An 18447-nucleotide genomic window follows, 5' to 3' on the forward strand; every position below is an offset into this window, starting at 1 on the left:
ATGTTTCGAAATATTTATATAATGTAATATAATGTGACATAAAATGAATAAGGAAACAAGTTTATTGCACGGGATAATAGTTTATATGTGAATAAACATGACCTAAATCAATGAAATTCCGCTTTTGAAAATGATTTGAAAATAGTTTATTGTGCATTTTCGTTTTTATGTGTGATACTTGTTAACATCAAAGGCGCTGGCGTATACAAGCAAGCGATTAGAATTCGATGCCTATAAGGCGAGCTGCTGGAGATGACAGAAAGCACAGAAGGCATCCTATTATTTAAAAGGGGAAAGGTGATGTGTTCATGACAAAAGGTTGGTCCAAGAAATGGTCGGGTCCTCTGATGGCGACTGTACTCGTATCCACGATGCTCATCTCGGCGTGTGGCGGAGCTACTGAAGGACAGTCCTCCACTGGGAATGGAGGCTCTGCTGGAGCTACTACATTAAAGGTAGAGCTGTTTGATCGGGGGAATACTCCTGCAGGCTATACGATAACAGACAGCTATTTGACCAACCTCATTCAGGAGAGATTCGGCGATCCGAACAATATTAAGGTGCAATTCGTCCCTGTGCCGCGCTCGGAAGAGACACAAAAGCTGAATGTTCTCATGGCCAGTAAAAGTGAAGTGCCCGATATTGTCTTCACCTACGATTCGGGTACCTTCAACCGTTATGCCGAACAAGGTGGTCTGACAGACCTCACTGAGCTACTGGATCAGCATGCACCGAACCTGAAGAAGTTCCTGGGAGAGGAGACGCTGGCATATGGTCAGTATGACGGACGACAGTTCGCGATTCCTGGAAAACGTCTTGTACTGGGCAAGTATGCAGGATATGTTCGCCAGGATTGGCTGGACAAGCTGAATATGCCAGTTCCACAGACAACAGAGGAGCTGCACAGCACCCTTAAGGCATTTAAAGAACAGGACCCGGGAAATACAGGTGGCAAAGCCATTCCGTTCGGTATGAGCCTGGCTCCCGCTCAATATGATCCGTTAATCTGGTCGTTCATCCAGCCGCTTACGGAGGAGCAACGCTACACTCTGACTCAGCAACTCGGGTCCAGCGATTACCCAACCTTGCTGCCAGGCTTCAAGGATGCCATGAAATTCCTGAACAATCTCTATAATGAGGGGCTAATCAGCAAGGACTTCGGTCTGGATAAGGACAAGAAGCAGCTGTGGCAGGATGTTCAGAACGGTAATGTCGGATTCTACACGGATGATGCGGGCGAAATGTACTTCCCGTACAACGGCACCTATGAGAATTTGCAGAAGAACGTTCCTGGAGCTGTCATGACACCTGTTGATGCTTTCACAGACTCTGAGGGCAAGCATTCTAAGCCGGCCTATGCACCCAATGCAATGTACGTCATGATTCCGAAATCCAGTGAAAATGTGGAGGCTGCGCTGAAGTATCTGGACTGGATGGCCTCGGATAGTAACCTGTTCGACATTCAATTTGGTATTGAAAATGAAAACTATGTCATGAAGGATGGCGTGCCTGTTGTGAAGTCCGATGCGACAGATGAAGCGAAGAACCGTCTCTACAATTTCGGAGACCTGGCTATCATCGTAAACGGTAAGTTCGCAGGAGACGATGCCAAAAATGAAGCGGCTTATATCGCACAGACGATGGACATCTACCAAGAGGATATGCGTAAGTCAGTTGAAATCTCGAATGTGGACAATATCCAGCAGGTTCGCTTTGGTCACCCGATTGAATCAGAGGCTAAATATGGTACAACACTGGCTGACAAGTATCAGGAAATTATCGTGAAGACTGCGATGGTGAAGCCAGATCAGTTCGATGCTACCTTTGATTCGATGCTCAAAGACTATATGGCAAGTGGTGGACAGGCCATTCTGGATGAGCGTACGGCAGCCTATAAGGCTATGAAAGGCCAATAAAGCATTGTTAAAAGCTCATTCAAAAGCTCATTCAAAAGCTCATTCAAAAGCTCATTCAAATGCTCATCAACTAACGGACTGAACTACACATCAAACAAAAGCGTCTTAAGGGATATTGTTATGAATGTCGTATGAGTGTCGTATGAATACCTTGGCACAGTGGAGGGGCTACTAGTACCTTGGCCGAATACGATTTTGGGCTTAAATGATCTGTAAAGAGCGTGGTTAGCGGAAAGCGGGGAAGCCCTAAAGAAACGGAGTGGCCGCCTTTAAGCTTGCTGTTCATCTGCTTATATATTCGTTCATTAGAACAGCAAGCTTATCAGTGGTCGACAGGGCTCCCCGCTTAAAGCGGCTCTTTACTCACATTGGATCTGGTCAAGATAATGGTCCAAGTACTCTTCACTGTAGCACCATTAATGATCAAGGAGAGGTGAAGGCAGTGCGGACATCCACATACCTACGAAGACATTGGCAGCTGTACGCGCTGCTAATGCTTCCTATGCTGTACTTTATTATTTTCAAGTATGGTCCAATGTATGGAGTACAGGTGGCATTTAAGGATTTTAACTTTTTTCAAGGGATCTCGGATAGTCCATGGGTCGGATTGGAATTCTTCCGTGAGGCGTTCTCGAACAACGATTTCTCCAAAGCACTGCGCAACACACTGATGCTGAATTTTCTGGACCTCATCGTATCCTTTCCAGCTCCGCTGATTCTGGCTATTATGCTCTATGAGCTGAAGGTCAAGTGGTTCAAGAAGCTATCGCAGACGATTCTATACATTCCACACTTTATTTCGTGGGTGATTATTGGCGGCATTGTGCTACAGGTATTCGGTACCCAATCCGGTTTTATTAACAACTTGCTGACAAGCTTTGGTCTTGATGCAATCCCGTTCCTCGCCGACAAAAATTATTGGCTGATTACCTATTTGCTCGTTGGGGTATGGCAAAGCGCGGGATGGGGCACGATTCTCTATTTGGCTGCGTTGACGGGCATTAACAAGGAGCTGTTCGAGGCTGCTGAGGTCGATGGAGCAGGGCGTTTCAAGAAGATCTGGCACATATCCATTCCAGGCATCAAGACGACAATTGTTACCTTGCTTATTATTAACCTTGGGAATATGATATCCATAGGATTCGACCGTCCTTACATCATTGGTAACGTTGCCGTCAGAGACTATGCTGAGGTGCTGAGTACATTCGTGTACCGCGTAGGTCTTCAGTCCGGGCAGATCTCGCTGGCTACGGCAGTGGGCTTGTTCCAGGCTCTTGTCGGATTGATCTTCCTGCTCGTGGCGAACTATACATCCAAGAAGCTTACAGATGAGAGCATATTGTAGATCTAACGTACAATGATGTATTGAAAGGGGAAAGAAGCGATGAGCGAGCACACTTCAAATCGGATATTCGATATCTTTAATGTCCTGTTAATTTCGGTAGTCATTCTGCTGTGTTTGACACCGTTTATCCATATTGTCGCAATATCCTTAAGTTCCAGCCGTCCGATCATGGCAGGTCTAGTCTCTTTTATACCGGTCGAATTTACACTGGATGCCTATAGTAAAGTATTTGCGGACATGTCGATGATTCGATCACTGGGCTTTACCATTTTTCTAACGCTGCTTACGACCGTACTGTCTATGCTGATGACCATTATGGCGGGTTATGCCATGTCGAAGCGGAACCTGCGCGGTCGTAAATGGATCATGCTGATTATTGTGGTTACGATGTTTTTTAGCGGGGGAATTATTCCGGACTATATTCTGATTCGTAATCTGGAGCTGTTGGATTCGATTTGGGCGCTCGTACTGCCGAACTTGATCAGTCCCTTCTATATGATTATTCTCATCTCCTTTTTGCACGGGATTCCCGAAAGCCTGGAGGAGGCGGCCGAGATTGACGGCAGCAGTCACATAGGGACATTGTTTCGCATTATTCTCCCCTTGTCGTTACCGGTGCTGGCTACGCTTAGTCTGTTCTACGCAGTAGGCCGCTGGAATGGGTTCCAGGATGCGTTGATGTATATTTCGAAGCCAGAGCTGTACCCGCTGCAGCTTAAGCTCTATCAGATGATTCAGAATAATCAGGTGAGTGAGATGATGCAGGAAGGGATAGGGATGGCACAAATGATGCCGGAAAGTCTGAAGGCAGCCAGCGTCGTATTCTCAACTATTCCGATCCTGATCGTGTACCCGTTTTTGCAGCGTTTCTTTATCAGTGGAATTACGGCAGGTGCCGTGAAGGGCTAATGAGGAGGAGTATATTCATGATCTCTTTACGAGAGCAGTTGACAGAGGAGCAGCGTTATTTGGTAGACCAGGCTATGCATTTGATGGATGGTCTCTACGATGATGAGCAAGGGCTGTTGCAGGATGAAGAAGTACCGGAACGCCATGATACCCGAAGTAGTGTCCATTATGCATTAGGTCTGTTGATACGTGCAGGTGAAGGGGACATCACCCGCGCTTGCACCCTGCTACATCAGGTAATGGATTTGCAATTTGATCTACCGGATGAAATCTATTACGGTACCTTTCGTACGGCACCCGAGCGACCAGATCCACCTGCTGGGAACTACGCCTGGAAGGAGTTTGCACCCGGCTTCACCTATTTCTGGGATGATACTCTGGACAGGATCGGGCAGCAACTAAGCATCCAATGGAACCAGAATACGAATATGGGGCCCGATGCATCGGATTCCCGGTTCATTATACAATCTTTGCGCGATGCGGCCGATAAGGTCATTCCGCGTGTATGGAGAAGCTACGATCCGAACTGGAGAGAGTTCATTGCTTGTGCATTTGCTATTATATTGGAGCATTTTGAGCATAATCTGCCTTCCAAGGTGGTAGCCCGAATGGACGAGTGCATGGTAAAGACGGTGGGAGCTTCCATAGATCGCCGTGGCTCGGATGCTATCCCCATGAATACCAATATTGAACTTATGCATATTTTCGCCGTTCACTATTTCGGATATCGCTTGAAGCGGCAGAATTGGCAGGAGCATGCCCAGCTTCAGGCCGAGCGATTGCTGGCTGAATTCCGTGAATTCGGTAGCTTCGCCGAGTTCAACACAACGACTTACTACGGTGTTGATCTAACCGTGCTTGGGATGTGGAGATGTTATGGGCGTACCGCTGCTCTTAAGGAGATTGGAGCCGAGATTGAAGAGGGGCTATGGCGGAATATTGCGCTGTTCTACAACCCTGAGCTTGAGAATGTGTCTGGTCCCTTCGCAAGAGCCTATGAAATGGAAATGCTGGCGCACAGCTCGATGGGCGTTTTCATTTATCTGGCCTTAGGACAGGACTATAAGCATTTGACGCTTCCCAATTGTGAGACAAGTCATGATCCGATGATTGCGCTGGTTGGCGTGAATGTACCGGAGGATGTGCGGCAGCAGCTCGCCACTCATGCTGGAGACCGTAGAGTGGATAAGCAGTTTCGTGAGCTCTGTGAACGTAATAAGCCTGGAGAGAATCGTCATCTCTGCACAGCGAGTGCGTGGATTGAGCGCTCCCGCATGATTGGAGCGATGTCTGGGAGCCGCAATACGAATGGTCAGATGCATTCCGCAACGATACACTGGAAGTCAGACAGTGAGGATAAGTATTATATGCGGCTGATTCGAAGGGAAAAGGGCAAGGGCTGGAACACTCATCTGAAAGGTATTGTTTTCGACGCTAAGGTGGATAAAGACCGCTTGTCGGCAGAGGTAAGTCTGGATACGGAGTTGGATGTCGAGGTGTACTTTGAGATTGAGGGACCGGGTCTATCACAAGCGGAGATTACGGCTGACAGCTGGAAGCTACCCGGACTATCCTGCAAGGTGGATAGCAAGGCGCCGCATCCTCATGTTATTCGGACAGATAACCGGATTGAAATCGTATACGCTCATCTCGGGACGAATGTTAACGGTCATATGAGCTTTGATCTGGAGCTGGACCCTGTGGCCGAATAGAAGGAAACATAACCATTCGTAATGCCATCTCAGGCGACTCCTTTTGAGCATACTGTAACCTTGAAGTTGCACTGTATTTATATGGTTAATGTTCAGAGTCCTCCGGCACTGCCGGAGGCTATTTTTCTAGCTTGAATCCACGAAAAGGAAGTTATGGACATGGAAAATACAGCGGTCATCCCATTAGGAGCCAAGAGAGATCTATATCGGCTTCGGCTTCTCTATTTGCTGACGGGTACAGCAGGAGGGCTATTTAATCCTTATTTGACAACATTATTAGTGCACCAGAAGATGAATGCGAGCATCGTAGGAGGAATGATGTCTGTAGGGATATTGCTGTCGATCATCGTACAGCCGATCTGGGGAGTGCTGGTGGACCGCTACCGTCAGACGAAAGGAGTGCTCCTGCTAGCGATTATTATACCGGCAGTGCTCTCCTTTTTTTATAGCTTTCAAATCTTTGCTGTTATCGTATTCGCTTATATTATCTCTATTATCTTCAGTACAACGCAAAGTCCAATTGCAGACTCTTATGCAGTGTCGGCTGCCCGCGCAGCGGGTACGTCCTATGGAACGATTCGCATGCTGGGCAGCCTCGGGACTGCGCTGGGAGGCTATGCGGGTGGTTTTTATTTATCGCATTTCGAGATTACTCGATTATGGTTACCCTTCCTGCTGCTAAGTCTGGCGGGGGCTGCGACGGTGCTCAGTCTGTCAAATAACAAGCGTGAGTATGCAGCGGCGCCGGTATCTCTCTCGGAAGGCTTGCGTGAGCTGCTGGGAAATCGTCTGTTCTTGCTGTTTTTGATTGCCTGCTTTTTTGTGAATCAGACACTGACAGCTTACAATTCGTTTTTTGTGCTTGCTTTTCAGGAGGCAGGGGGGAGCTATTCACTGGTGGGAACGGCCCTGCTGCTCGCTTCCCTGACCAATGTGCCTTCGATGCTGCTGGCAGCGAAAATACTCAAGGCGTGGGGACATGAGAGAACGCTGTTGCTCGCTGCTTTCTTCTACGCCCTGCGCTGGGCCATACAATGGCTGTTTCCGATTCCTATGGTTATGGTTGGCATTCAGGTGCTGCACGGCTTATCGTTTGGTCTGTTCTACGTCGCTGCTGTGGAATATGTGGCAGCCGCTGCGGGCAAGAGGATGCAAGCAACAGGACAAAGTATCTTTAATATGGTGTTTTCCGGTCTTGGAGGGATTGTAGGGAATTTGCTTAATGGCTTTCTCTTTTCGAGTGGAGGTGCCAATGTCATGTATTTTGCATGTACAATGAGTGCACTAATCGGGGCGGGCATGCTATATTGGATAAATAAAATGGCCAAGCGGGTTGTTGTGTCACATTAGATGACATTAACTCGACTCATGAACAGAAGATCAGGCAACTCCTTCTGATTCCGACCAAAGAAAAAAATGGGGGGATGGCGAATGAAGCGGAGTTGGTCTAGCAGGATGATGTTCTCCTATTTTCCCATCTTTCTGCTGACAGTGTCGATCCTGATTTTCCTGTCAATTGTTATTGTTGGGGAGCTATCGCGGAATGAGACGACCAAGGCCAATCGAATTTCTACAGGCTATGTGGTTGACTCCGTGAGCAATGCGCTAAAGAGTGCCGAGTTGTCACTGCTGCAGGAAATGGAGACCAATGAAAGGTATGGAAATTTCCTTAGTGGGCGGGATGAGGAAGGTAACCTCACACCCCTCTACTCGACAGTCAATGATATGCGACGGTTGCTGGTGCGTAATGATCTGATAGATTCCCTGTATATTTATCGTGCTGTAGATGGAAAGGTACTGACCTTGAATGGTTTGGTTGATCTGGATGTATTCGCAGATCGAGCGTTTCTGGAGATGGCGCTAAGGGACAAGGAAGAGCGCGGCTGGAGTCCTGTGCGTAAGCTGCGGCTGGCAACCTCGGAATCAGAGCGAAGGGTAATCAGCATGTACAAGCAGCTTCCATTGCCGTTCGGGCAGGAGGGCGTAGTCGTCGTCAGTCTGAGTATGTACCGATTGGAACGAATGATCAATGATATGGTCAATAGCCAGGTCTCTTTCTTGCGAGTTGTTAACGATGATCGTGAGCTCGTATATACTCCAGATCTGGTCGAGGATTCAGCACAGACGAATGTCTTGACCGCGATACGGTTGGATAGCACAGGCTGGACATTCGAGAGCGGTATTCGGGCTGGAGAGCTGTTCGCCTGGATGTCGGTCGTGTCTTACGTATGGATCATTCTCGGCATTTTGACGGTAGCGGCAGGCACAGCATACATTCTGTACATCACCCGTAAGAACTACCGCCCCATCAAGGTCATGCTTAATCGGATTCAGGAGCTACAGCTTAGACAGGAGCCGACAGGTACAGGTGTGAGAGCGAGAAATGAACTGCTCATCATTGATCAGGCGCTAGAGAACCTGATTGAGCAGACCGTCAATTATCAGAAGCAATATGATGAGAATATGCTCGTACAGCGCAGGCAGCTTTTTCTGAATCTGCTGGAGGGTGAAGCATTACCGATCCCGGATGAAATCCTTGAGCGCTTTAAGCTGTTCTCTGCGTCAGTAGGGCAATATGCCTTTGTCACAGCCGAGATCAACCAATATGACCAGTTCCGTGAGAGCCATGCATTAAAGGATCAGAGTGTGCTGAAGCTGACGCTGATGAATTTGCTGCAGGAGCTCACGTATCAGGAAGGATTGGAGGGCTGGGCAGAATGGGTGAGCAGTAGCCGAATCGGTCTGATCATCGGTTTTCCAATGGAAGCAGAGGTGGATGCCCAGCAGCTCCGCAGGCTCGCTGAAGCTTGTCTGCGCTGGATCACTGACAATTTGGGATTGTCTCTCGCGATCGGCGTTGGGCCTGTCGTCAAGGGGCTGGAGGCAATCTCGACATCTCGTGAGGCGGCGGACATCGCACTACAGCATAAGTTGTCGCTAGGGCAGAATATGGTTGTCTTAAGCGATCATTTACCCGACAAGACAACTCTGCAGTCCTATCAATATCTTCAGCATTTGGGCGAGCTTGTCCGTGACTTCCGGCTGGCTGATGAGCGCTGGCGGCGCAAGCTGGAGGAACTGTTCATTTCTTTTCGCAACGATCAGATTAGAGATGAAGAGATTCGCATGATGCTGTATACGCTCATTCAGATGCTTGGACGCGAGTTGAGTGAGGTGTCGGACAGTCTGCAGCGAATTTTTGAGGAGCCTAGTCTTCAGTCCTATTATCGGGAAATTGAGGCTGAGACGACGCTGTCCCAGGTGCAGACCGTGATGCTACGCTGGCTGGGAGAGATCTATCGAATCTATGTATCAGTAAATGAGTCGAAGAGCTACAGGGCCATGATCAGTGAGATGAAAGTCTACATTGAAGAGAATTTTGCTAATCCAGATCTATCATTGAAGCATTTGAGTGATCGATTTCAGATTTCGGGGAAGTATGCGAGCTATTTATTCAAGGAAGAGTTTGATATGAAATTCGTGGATTTCCTTACCCAACTACGTATGCAGCGTGCGGAATATTTGCTGGCAACCACAGCTGAGACCCTACAGGACATCGCCCAGCAGGTGGGCTATGCGAATTCTATCACCTTCGGTCGGGTATTCAAACGGATCGTAGGGGTTACTCCGGGTGACTACCGCAAGCTGGGTATGAAGCCGGGAGAGGCTCAGGAGCAGGCATGAGATTCAAATGATACATTATGGATACACCTCCTCGCTCAAGCTATGTTATGTTAGAAGGAGTGATTCTTCTACTAAATTTTTCATCCGGGGAGTAGAGAGATGTCTTTTCGATTGAAGACGGTATTAATCATGACATTTGTGATCGTGTCCTTATTGCTGACAACCAGCCTGAGCTGGGTGCTGAACAAAAAATCCGCAGACACGGTCCGGACAGAGGTTGGCCAATCCCTGATGGGAATGGCGAACCATATGGCGGATAAGCTGGATAATTTCATGTGGTCACGAAGTGGAGAAGTGGATCTACTGGGGAATCTGGTTGCTTCGCAGGGCAAGCCTGATCCAGATCAAGTCCGGAGCATGATTCATCAGCTTCAGACTAGCTTCCCTTCTTTCTCCTGGGTAGGTTTCACGGACCCGCAAGGTAAAGTGCTGGCTGCTACAGGACGTATATTGGAGGGGAAGAGTCTGGCTGAAAGGCCTGTCTATCTGGAAGGCATTAAGGGGAAGTTCATTGGAGACGTGCATGATGCAGTTCTTCTGGCATCCTTGCTGCCGAATCCGACCGGAGAGCCCTTGCAATTCGTAGATATCAGTATCCCGATTAAGGACAAAGAAGGAACGCTATATGGGGTGTTAGCGGCACATATGAGCTGGGCTTGGGCAGATGAGGTGCAGAAGACTGTGATGGAACCGGAGGCGGCGCGCAATGAGTCCGTGGAAATGTTCATCGTCAGCAAGAACGATCAGACCATCCTGCTTGGCCCAAGGTCCATGGTAGGTATGCCGCTCCAGCTGCCGAGCCTTGAGGCGACCAAGAGGGCTAAGGACGGCTGGGCTGTCGAGACGTGGCCAGACGGCAAGAGCTATCTCACGGGATATGCTTATGGGGATGGATATCTGGACTATCCGGGCTTGGGCTGGACTGTAGTGGTGCGCCAGCCAGAGCCGGAGGCTTTTTCCTCAGTTACCAGCCTCCTCCGCTTCAACCTGCTCGCAGGTGGAGCAGCTGTCTTGCTGTTCGCGCTTATTGGCTGGGTGCTTGCTGCCCGAATATCATTGCCTATTCGTACGCTGACCCGCCATGCCAACCGATTAAAGGAAGGGGAGATTCATGAGATTCCCCAGACTGGTGGCTTTCAGGAGATCAGCACGTTGTCCCGCTCACTGCGGGAGATGGTAGAGGCTGTATCCAAGAAGGAGACAGAGCTTGGAATCATGCAGAACCTGGCTCATTCGGACCAGCTTACGGGGCTGCCGAACCGTATCGCACTGGAGAGCTATCTGGAGAAGGCAATCACTACCGTAGATGCTAACGGGCATACGTTAACCTTCCTGTATATTGACCTGGATGGCTTCAAGCTTGTGAACGACACACGAGGGCATCAGACCGGAGATATTCTGCTGCAAAAGGTGGCTCAGCGACTTGTTGAGCTGCTGTCGGAAGGGGATATTGCGGTTCGTCTTGGTGGTGACGAGTTCCTGATTGTCATGCATACACCGCGGGATCATCAGTTTGAGAAGGCTGGACAGCTTGCGGAGCAGGTCATTGCTGCCATGAATCGGCCTTTCGTCATTGATTACCAGCAGGTTCACATCGGCTGCAGTATAGGCGGTGCCGTCTACCCTGATCAAAGCCTGCAATTTGATGAGGTGCTGAATCTGGCGGATGAGGGATTGTACCGCTCCAAGCGTGCTGGCAAAAATACTGTATTTTTCTATGGTCGTGACTTTCAACTGTAGCTAGCGTGCTATTAGTATTCTTGACTATGATCATCTCGAATAACTAATCTTGATATAAGTATGCTGAACTTGATTATAAGTATGTTGAATAGGAAGGACTGTATATGTAGAGTATCTGCACTGGAGTTGGCAGATACTCTTTTTTTGTTGCACAAACGTATTCCGGAAGAACTTGCAGATTCAGTAGAAGAGTGTACTATTAGCTGAAATTGGTGTCAAAGGCTGTCGAATGGTAATTAAATTTTGAAAAACAGCACAGTTAATAGGACTATTGTGATAGGATGTAGGAAAAATATACTAGAAATGGAGAGTTGGTTATGATCAAGCGCTGGTTGTCCGCTTCAATGGTTCTAGTTCTGCTACTAATGGTGAGCTCTACTGCCTCTGCTCATCCGGGAAGAACAGATAGTAAGGGAGGACATTATTGCCGGACGAATTGTGCCAAGTGGGGGCTTGAAGACGGGGAGTATCACAAGCATAATGGTGGAAGCAGTTCGGGGTCTGGCAAGAGCTCTAGCTCAGATTCGAAGTCCAAGTCCTCCTCAAGCACCCAAAAGAGCACAGCCACATCTACTCCGACCTATAAGAGTTCCGACCTACAGGTGTATGTGGATGGTAGCAAGCTGAGCCTCACGAATCGTCCATTGCTTATCGAGCAGACTAATGTAGTGCCGCTCCGTGATATTGCGGACGCCATGAAAGCCACGCTGAGCTGGGATCAGCAAGCTGGGAAGGTTGAAGTGATTCGTGGAGAACACAAGCTGACTCTTCAGATCGGGAGCAAAACGGTGTACTACGGCGAGACGGCTGATACTGTGCAGGTAGCTCCCAAAGTCATCAATGGGGTAACTTATGTGCCTCTTCAGGTTGTAGCCAGAGGACTAGGGGCTCAGGTGGAATATATTAGCGCTGAGCAAAGGTTCAATATAACCTTGAAGTAGAGCAAGCTGACGCTTATAGCAGCACGTAGATATGAAATCGACAAGGGAAACTCCGATCTGGGGTTTCCTTTTTTGTATAAATGCGTTGCGGTAATGCCGACTATAGAACTGATCTATAGTGAACCCCTGTGTCTAAACCTCGGAATTTATGGGTAATGGAAAAGCAAGAACGACCTAGAGGAATCAAGGTAGTCCAGAGAGGACAAGGTGGTTCAGAGTAATCAAAAGAAATCAAAATAGAAGAAAATAAATGGGGGAATATGTGAGTAGTTCGAAGAGATAAGGATAAATCAAGAAAGATTAAGGGAGATAAAGAAAGATCAAGAAAGATCAAGAAAGATCAAGGAAGATAAAGAAAGATAAAGAAAAATCCATATAAATCTATATAAATCCAGAGAGTGTAAGAAAGAGGGGGTTATATGTCAAAAGCTATCTCAACGACAACTATTATCGAATTGATTCTGCAAGGAAATGAGTTCGAGCTGCAAGCCTTGATCGAAAAGCTGCATCCCTACGATGTAGGTCAATTATACAGAGACCTGGTCCTGGACCACCAATTCAAGCTACTAAGCCAGATGACTGCAGAGCAAGTAGCAGCCCTGATCCCGGAATTGGAGCCGGAGGAGCAGTCCGAGGCTTTCGGGTTAATGGACCCGGAGCAGCAGATGCTGGTCGTCGCAGCTATGGAAGATGATGACCTTACTTATATGCTGGATGCCCTGAATACAGAAGAGAAGCATAAGCTATTGTCTACTCTGGAGGCTGAGTATTCCGCAGTCATTAGGCGAAGAATGAATTATCCTTCGGAGACAGCTGGACGAATGATGACGAGTAGATATCTGGCTGTACCGATTCATTCGAGTGTACAAGCAATCGTTGGACAACTAAAAGCAATGCTGCCTGTCCTTGAAAGTGTGAGCTATGTCTACGTCGTGGACAAGAACGAAGGACTGCTCGGTGTCTGCTCCTATCGTGATCTCTTGTTAGCCGAGCCAGATGATCTTGTAGAGAACTTCATGAATACGGAAGTTATTACGATTGCAGCGGATATGGATCAGGAGGAGGCGGCGCGTACGATTCGCAAGTATGATCTCTTAGCATTGCCTGTAGTGGACGAGCAGCACAGGATATGCGGCATTATCACCATTGATGATGCTGTGGATGTAGTCGTGCGGGAGGCAGATGAGGATATTGGACGTTTGTCAGGCTCAGGCAAGGAGATCGGCCTTCATACCCCGGCACTTACCGCTTCCCTCAGGCGCTTGCCCTGGCTGGTGCTGCTGCTCTTCATTGGCCTGGTATCAGGCAGCATTATTGCCGGGTTCGAGGATACTCTAACCCAGGTCGTGGCGTTGGCCTTTTTTATGCCCATGATTGCAGGAATGACAGGAAATACAGGTACGCAATCTCTTGCGGTGATTGTACGAGGGCTTGCTTCCGAGCGCTTGAATCGGCGCAAGCTCTGGAAGCTGCTCCTGCGTGAGCTGCAAGTGGGTGTTACCATTGGAGCCTGCTGCGGAGTGTTGATTTTTCTCATTGCCTATCTATGGAGGGGAGATATGATGCTGGGTCTCGTCGTGGGGATTTCTCTGTTCCTGACATTGATCATCGGCACCATGTCGGGAACTGTGATTCCTTTGCTGCTGAACCGACTGAAGGTAGATCCTGCTGTAGCGTCAGGCCCGCTGATTACGACCATCAATGACATTCTCTCCTTATTCATTTACTTTAGCATAGCTACGGCACTGCTAACTCTACTTTAGTTGTGGTCCAATTCATATCACTGGAGGAAGGTGTCCTATGCTTAAAGATGTATATTTGCGAAATGCGCTTCGTATTCTGCTGACCATGCTGATCCTGTATATGGCGAACAAGCTGAGCTTTCTATTCACTCCAGTATTCAGTGTGGCCTTTCTGATCCTTGCTCCGGTTGTCATAGCGGGTTTCTTCTATTATATACTGCGTCCGCTAATTCATTATATGGACAAGCTTCATATTCGCCGGATGATATCCGTATTGCTCATCTATCTATTTGCAGCTGTTGCCAGTGCAATCTTCATGATCTGGATCTGGCCGTCCCTGCAGGAGCAGGCCGTCAGCTTTGCGGAGAATGCCCCGGATATGATCCAAAATGCAAGAATCGCTCTGGAGGAGCTGCGGCGGCATCCATTCTGGGCAGGAGTGATCCCCGAGCAATCAGATTTGCTGAATCGGGTATCCGAGTTTTTGGATCATTTTATCAACCTAGCTATCCATTCGATTTCAAATTGGATGACGACGATCACGAATATTGTGCTGGTTGTATCAACAGTTCCTATCGTACTGTATTACATGCTTAAGGAAGGGGAGAAATTCAGAACTGGGCTCGGGAATCTGGTTCCGCACCATTATCGTAGTGATGTCCAAATCATGCTGCATGATATTGACAAGGCCTTAGGCGGATTCATTATGGGGCGCTTCATCGTGACCTTCCTCATGAGTATACTCATCTATGTGGGCTTTCTCATCATTGATCAGCCCTATCCACTCCTGATGACACTCATCTCAGCTATTTTTAATTTCATCCCATATTTCGGACCGATCATATCCACGATTCCGATTGTGATTGTCGCCTTCATTGACTCCCCCATGACGGCGCTATGGTCATTAGTCATTATTATTGTGGCACAGCAGATTGAGAGCAATGTGTTCTCACCAGTTGTATACGGGAAAAGTATGGATCTTCATCCGCTTAGTGCGGTGCTTGTCAGCATTGCAGGTGTTAAGGTTGGCGGATTCTGGGGTCTGCTGCTGGCCATTCCTGTATATATGGTAGTCAAAGTGCTGCTGCGTCGTGCCTATAGTGTAATGATGCTCAAACGACTGGAATAGTGCTTGGCAGGTTGTGGTCTTATGCTGACTACGAGCGCATGAATCGTGCAGCATAGGGCCATATTATGGGCACACGGCGAACGAAATGTGATGTAGTGTATTTTTGGAGCCAAGATTAGTGTGCAGCGGTTGCTGAATCCACACATGACTTTGTATTGGGCCGGCAATACATATATAATTGTGGTAAATAAGATTGAATATAATTTAAATTGTTGTCAATTTATATGTTTTAGAGATGAATTTGTGTTAAAATAGAGCAAGAAAGTAGGTGAACAACGTGATTGAAATCAATCGTCCAGAAGAGGCTTTGAAGCTTGAGAATCAGCTCTGCTTTGCCATATATGCGTGTTCGCGCGAGATAACCAAGCTGTATCAGCCTTACTTGGAGCAGCTTGGCGTTACTTATTCACAGTATCTCGTCCTGATGGTGCTGTGGGAGAAAGGGACTTCAACGGTCAAGGAGCTTGGTGATGCCCTGCATCTGGATTCCGGAACGCTCACTCCGTTGCTGAAGCGGCTGCAGAGCTCTGGCTTGATCCACCGGGAACGCTCGCAACAGGATGAGCGCAAGGTGATGATCAGCTTGACGGAGGAAGGGGATCAGCTGCGCTTGAAGGCTGCCTCTATCCCTGGAGCCATTCGTGGGAAGGTGTGTTTCTCGACTCAGCATTTTCAGTCTTTGCTAGAGGAATTTAATGATCTTTTGGAACGCGTTCATGCGTGTAATCTAGAGCCCAAAGAGCAGAGCTAGGCCCCTATGGAAGGGACTGTTCCAGCCGCGGAGGATTTTTGCAGCGGGAATAGTCCTTTTTGTATTTGATATAACTTACATATAATTCCAAATATTCGATTTTAGGAATGATACCGATATAAAAATGCTGTGTATTTATGGATGCATTTTTAAGGAAAGCGTTTTAAAAACATGTTACAATGATGTGGGTTTATAGTCAGATTTTTTTGTAAACCGCCTTGTTGCAGTCATGTTGATAGGAGGATACTAGAATGAATATCCATGAATATCAAGGGAAAGAAGTGTTGAAGCAATACGGAGTTTCGGTACCGAACGGTAAGGTAGCATACACGGTGGAGGAGGCTGTAGCAGCAGCTGAGTCCCTTGGAAGCGCTGTTACTGTTGTAAAGGCACAAATCCATGCGGGTGGCCGCGGAAAAGCAGGCGGTGTAAAGGTCGCAAAGAATCTGGACGAAGTACGTACCTATGCATCAGAAATTCTGGGCAAGGTCCTGGTCACGCATCAGACAGGCCCAGAAGGGAAAGAAGTTAAGCGTCTTCTGATTGAAGAGGGCTGTGACATCCGCAAGGAGTATTACGTGGGTGTGGTAGTAGATCGTGCGACCGGACGTGTCGTTATGATGGCCTCTGAAGAAGGCGGAACAGAGATTGAAGAGGTAGCAGAAGCTACGCCAGAGAAGATCTTCAAGGAAGTGGTTGATCCGGCTGTCGGACTGCAGGTGTTCCAGGCGCGGAAGCTGGCATACAGCATCAATATTCCGAATGAGCTGGTGAACAAGGCTGCCCAATTCATGCTTGCTCTCTATGCGGCATTCATCGACAAGGATTGTTCGATTGCTGAGATTAATCCACTGGTAGTAACTGGCGACGGAAATGTAATGGCACTGGACGCCAAGCTGAACTTTGACTCCAATGCTCTTTATCGTCATAAGGATATCCAGGAGCTCCGGGATCTGGACGAAGAAGATGAGAGAGAAATTCAGGCTTCCAAGTTCGACCTCAGCTACATTGCGCTGGATGGCAACATTGGCTGTATGGTTAATGGTGCAGGACTTGCGATGGCTACTATGGATATTATTAAATATTACGGCGGTGAGCCCGCGAACTTCCTCGACGTAGGGGGCGGTGCGACAACCGAGAAGGTTACCGAGGCCTTCAAGATTATTTTGTCAGACCCTAGTGTGAAGGGGATTTTCGTAAATATTTTCGGTGGAATTATGCAGTGTGACGTCATTGCGAACGGTGTCGTGGAGGCTGCTAGACAAATCGGTCTTACTCGTCCTCTTGTTGTTCGTCTTGAAGGCACGAATGTCGATCTGGGCAAGAAAATCCTGTCGGAATCCGGTCTGAACATCGTATCGGCTGATTCCATGGCAGATGGTGCTCAGAAGATCGTTGCTCTTGTGAAGTAATTATGAATTGAGGATGCGTATTTGCGTCCTTCATCAGCAATTGCATTCCAGATGGATGAATATAAAGATAGGGGATGTGAACAACGTGAGTATTTTGGTCGATAAGCATACCAAGGTGATTACGCAAGGGATTACAGGGAAGACGGCATTGTTCCATGCCAAAGGGGCGCTTGATTACGGCACCCAGATGGTCGGCGGAACCTCTCCGGGCAAGGGTGGTACGCAAGTAGAAATTACGCTGGAGAATGGCAGCACAGTCAGTCTACCGGTATTCAATACGGTTGTTGAGGCCAAGGAAGCAACGGGCGCAACGGCAAGTGTTATTTATGTTCCTCCAGCATTTGCAGCGGATTCCATTATGGAGGCTGTGGATGCAGGGCTGGAGCTGGTGATCTGTATTACGGAAGGAATTCCGGTCGTGGACATGATCAAGGTTAGCCGCTTCATGGAAGGTAAGGATACCGTATTGATCGGCCCGAACTGTCCAGGTGTCATTACACCAGGCGAGTGCAAAATCGGTATCATGCCGGGCTATATCCACACACCAGGCCATGTCGGCGTAGTATCCCGTAGTGGAACACTGACGTACGAGGCTGTTCACCAGCTGACAACGCGCGGCATTGGACAATCTTCTGCCGTGGGTATCGGCGGCGACCCTGTTAAAGGAACGGAGTTTATTGACGTACTGCGTCGCTTCAACGAGGACCCGAACACATATGCTGTAATTATGATTGGTGAAATCGGTGGTACAGCTGAGGAAGAAGCAGCAGAGTGGATTCAGGCGAACATGACAAAGCCAGTCGTGGGCTTCATTGGCGGCGTAACGGCGCCTCCAGGCAAGCGGATGGGACATGCGGGCGCTATCATCTCTGGGGGGAAAGGTACGGCCAAAGAGAAGATCGAGAAGCTTGAGTCCTGTGGAATCAAGGTGGCACCGACCCCATCCGAGATGGGCTCGACACTGGTCAGCGTATTGGAAGAGAAGGGTCTTCTCAGCCAATGCACGACACACTAAGGCAGCATAGCATTTTCATATTATCTGCATTATAATGTAGAACAAAGGTAAGCAACCTTTTTTGTCCCTGTACTGGGGAGAAAAAGGGTTGCTTTTTTTGTTGTACATAAGGAATCGGATTGAAACGCTTGCAAAATAGTTGCGCATATCA

At 48.1% G+C, this 18447-nt stretch carries 13 protein-coding genes; all 13 read left to right on the forward strand.

What is annotated here, in order from left to right:
• Positions 1-308 precede the first annotated feature (308 nt).
• The 13 genes from MKX74_RS09700 to sucD all read left to right on the forward strand — a co-directional run bounded on the left by MKX74_RS09700 (position 309) and on the right by sucD (position 18296).
• The gene (locus MKX74_RS09700; RefSeq protein WP_341178227.1) at positions 309-1916 is read left to right on the forward strand and encodes an extracellular solute-binding protein; all 1608 of its coding nucleotides are present in this window, start codon (positions 309-311) and stop codon (positions 1914-1916) included.
• A gap of 493 nt (positions 1917-2409) precedes the next feature.
• Positions 2410-3261: an ABC transporter permease gene (locus MKX74_RS09705; protein ID WP_445667316.1), complete on the forward strand. Its 852-nt coding sequence runs from the start codon at positions 2410-2412 to the stop codon at positions 3259-3261.
• A gap of 39 nt (positions 3262-3300) precedes the next feature.
• Positions 3301-4170 carry a carbohydrate ABC transporter permease gene (locus MKX74_RS09710; RefSeq protein ID WP_018883429.1) on the forward strand — a complete coding sequence of 290 codons (870 nt, stop codon included), beginning with the start codon at positions 3301-3303 and terminating at the stop codon, positions 4168-4170.
• Positions 4171-4187: 17 nt separating this feature from the next.
• The gene (locus MKX74_RS09715) at positions 4188-5882 is read left to right on the forward strand and encodes a hypothetical protein (protein ID WP_341178228.1); all 1695 of its coding nucleotides are present in this window, start codon (positions 4188-4190) and stop codon (positions 5880-5882) included.
• Positions 5883-6041: 159 nt separating this feature from the next.
• Positions 6042-7232: an MFS transporter gene (locus MKX74_RS09720; RefSeq protein WP_341178229.1), complete on the forward strand. Its 1191-nt coding sequence runs from the start codon at positions 6042-6044 to the stop codon at positions 7230-7232.
• 81 nt (positions 7233-7313) lie between these two features.
• On the forward strand, positions 7314-9566 hold the full coding sequence (locus tag MKX74_RS09725) for a helix-turn-helix domain-containing protein (RefSeq protein WP_341178230.1): 2253 nt from the start codon (positions 7314-7316) through the stop codon (positions 9564-9566).
• 99 nt (positions 9567-9665) lie between these two features.
• Positions 9666-11306 (forward strand): diguanylate cyclase domain-containing protein, encoded by a 1641-nt coding sequence (locus MKX74_RS09730; RefSeq protein WP_341178231.1) that lies wholly within the window; start codon positions 9666-9668, stop codon positions 11304-11306.
• A gap of 317 nt (positions 11307-11623) precedes the next feature.
• A complete protein-coding gene (locus MKX74_RS09735; RefSeq protein ID WP_341178232.1) occupies positions 11624-12247 on the forward strand; it encodes a copper amine oxidase N-terminal domain-containing protein in 624 nt (207 codons plus the stop codon).
• A 419-nt stretch (positions 12248-12666) separates the two neighbouring features.
• On the forward strand, positions 12667-14010 hold the full coding sequence (mgtE, locus tag MKX74_RS09740) for a magnesium transporter (protein ID WP_341178233.1): 1344 nt from the start codon (positions 12667-12669) through the stop codon (positions 14008-14010).
• Between the two features lie 37 nt (positions 14011-14047).
• Positions 14048-15118, forward strand: a complete 1071-nt coding sequence (locus MKX74_RS09745) for an AI-2E family transporter (RefSeq protein WP_341178234.1) — start codon at positions 14048-14050, stop codon at positions 15116-15118.
• A 280-nt stretch (positions 15119-15398) separates the two neighbouring features.
• The gene (locus MKX74_RS09750; protein ID WP_445667317.1) at positions 15399-15869 is read left to right on the forward strand and encodes a MarR family winged helix-turn-helix transcriptional regulator; all 471 of its coding nucleotides are present in this window, start codon (positions 15399-15401) and stop codon (positions 15867-15869) included.
• 251 nt (positions 15870-16120) lie between these two features.
• Complete coding sequence (sucC, locus tag MKX74_RS09755; protein WP_018883420.1) at positions 16121-17281, forward strand: ADP-forming succinate--CoA ligase subunit beta; 1161 nt, start codon at positions 16121-16123, stop codon at positions 17279-17281.
• An 85-nt stretch (positions 17282-17366) separates the two neighbouring features.
• Positions 17367-18296 carry a succinate--CoA ligase subunit alpha gene (gene sucD, locus MKX74_RS09760; RefSeq protein ID WP_018883419.1) on the forward strand — a complete coding sequence of 310 codons (930 nt, stop codon included), beginning with the start codon at positions 17367-17369 and terminating at the stop codon, positions 18294-18296.
• Positions 18297-18447 lie beyond the last annotated feature (151 nt).

This window comes from Paenibacillus sp. FSL K6-1230, from assembly GCF_038002385.1.
Lineage (GTDB): Bacteria > Bacillota > Bacilli > Paenibacillales > Paenibacillaceae > Paenibacillus > Paenibacillus massiliensis.

Coding starts and splice junctions, on each gene's coding strand:
- MKX74_RS09745 (WP_341178234.1), top strand. CDS start 14,048: ATGCTTAAAGATGTATATTTGCGAAATGCGCTTCGTATTCTGCTGACC.
- sucC (WP_018883420.1), top strand. CDS start 16,121: ATGAATATCCATGAATATCAAGGGAAAGAAGTGTTGAAGCAATACGGA.
- mgtE (WP_341178233.1), top strand. CDS start 12,667: ATGTCAAAAGCTATCTCAACGACAACTATTATCGAATTGATTCTGCAA.
- MKX74_RS09710 (WP_018883429.1), top strand. CDS start 3,301: ATGAGCGAGCACACTTCAAATCGGATATTCGATATCTTTAATGTCCTG.
- MKX74_RS09700 (WP_341178227.1), top strand. CDS start 309: ATGACAAAAGGTTGGTCCAAGAAATGGTCGGGTCCTCTGATGGCGACT.
- MKX74_RS09720 (WP_341178229.1), top strand. CDS start 6,042: ATGGAAAATACAGCGGTCATCCCATTAGGAGCCAAGAGAGATCTATAT.
- MKX74_RS09705 (WP_445667316.1), top strand. CDS start 2,410: ATGCTTCCTATGCTGTACTTTATTATTTTCAAGTATGGTCCAATGTAT.
- MKX74_RS09725 (WP_341178230.1), top strand. CDS start 7,314: ATGAAGCGGAGTTGGTCTAGCAGGATGATGTTCTCCTATTTTCCCATC.
- MKX74_RS09735 (WP_341178232.1), top strand. CDS start 11,624: ATGATCAAGCGCTGGTTGTCCGCTTCAATGGTTCTAGTTCTGCTACTA.
- MKX74_RS09730 (WP_341178231.1), top strand. CDS start 9,666: ATGTCTTTTCGATTGAAGACGGTATTAATCATGACATTTGTGATCGTG.
- MKX74_RS09715 (WP_341178228.1), top strand. CDS start 4,188: ATGATCTCTTTACGAGAGCAGTTGACAGAGGAGCAGCGTTATTTGGTA.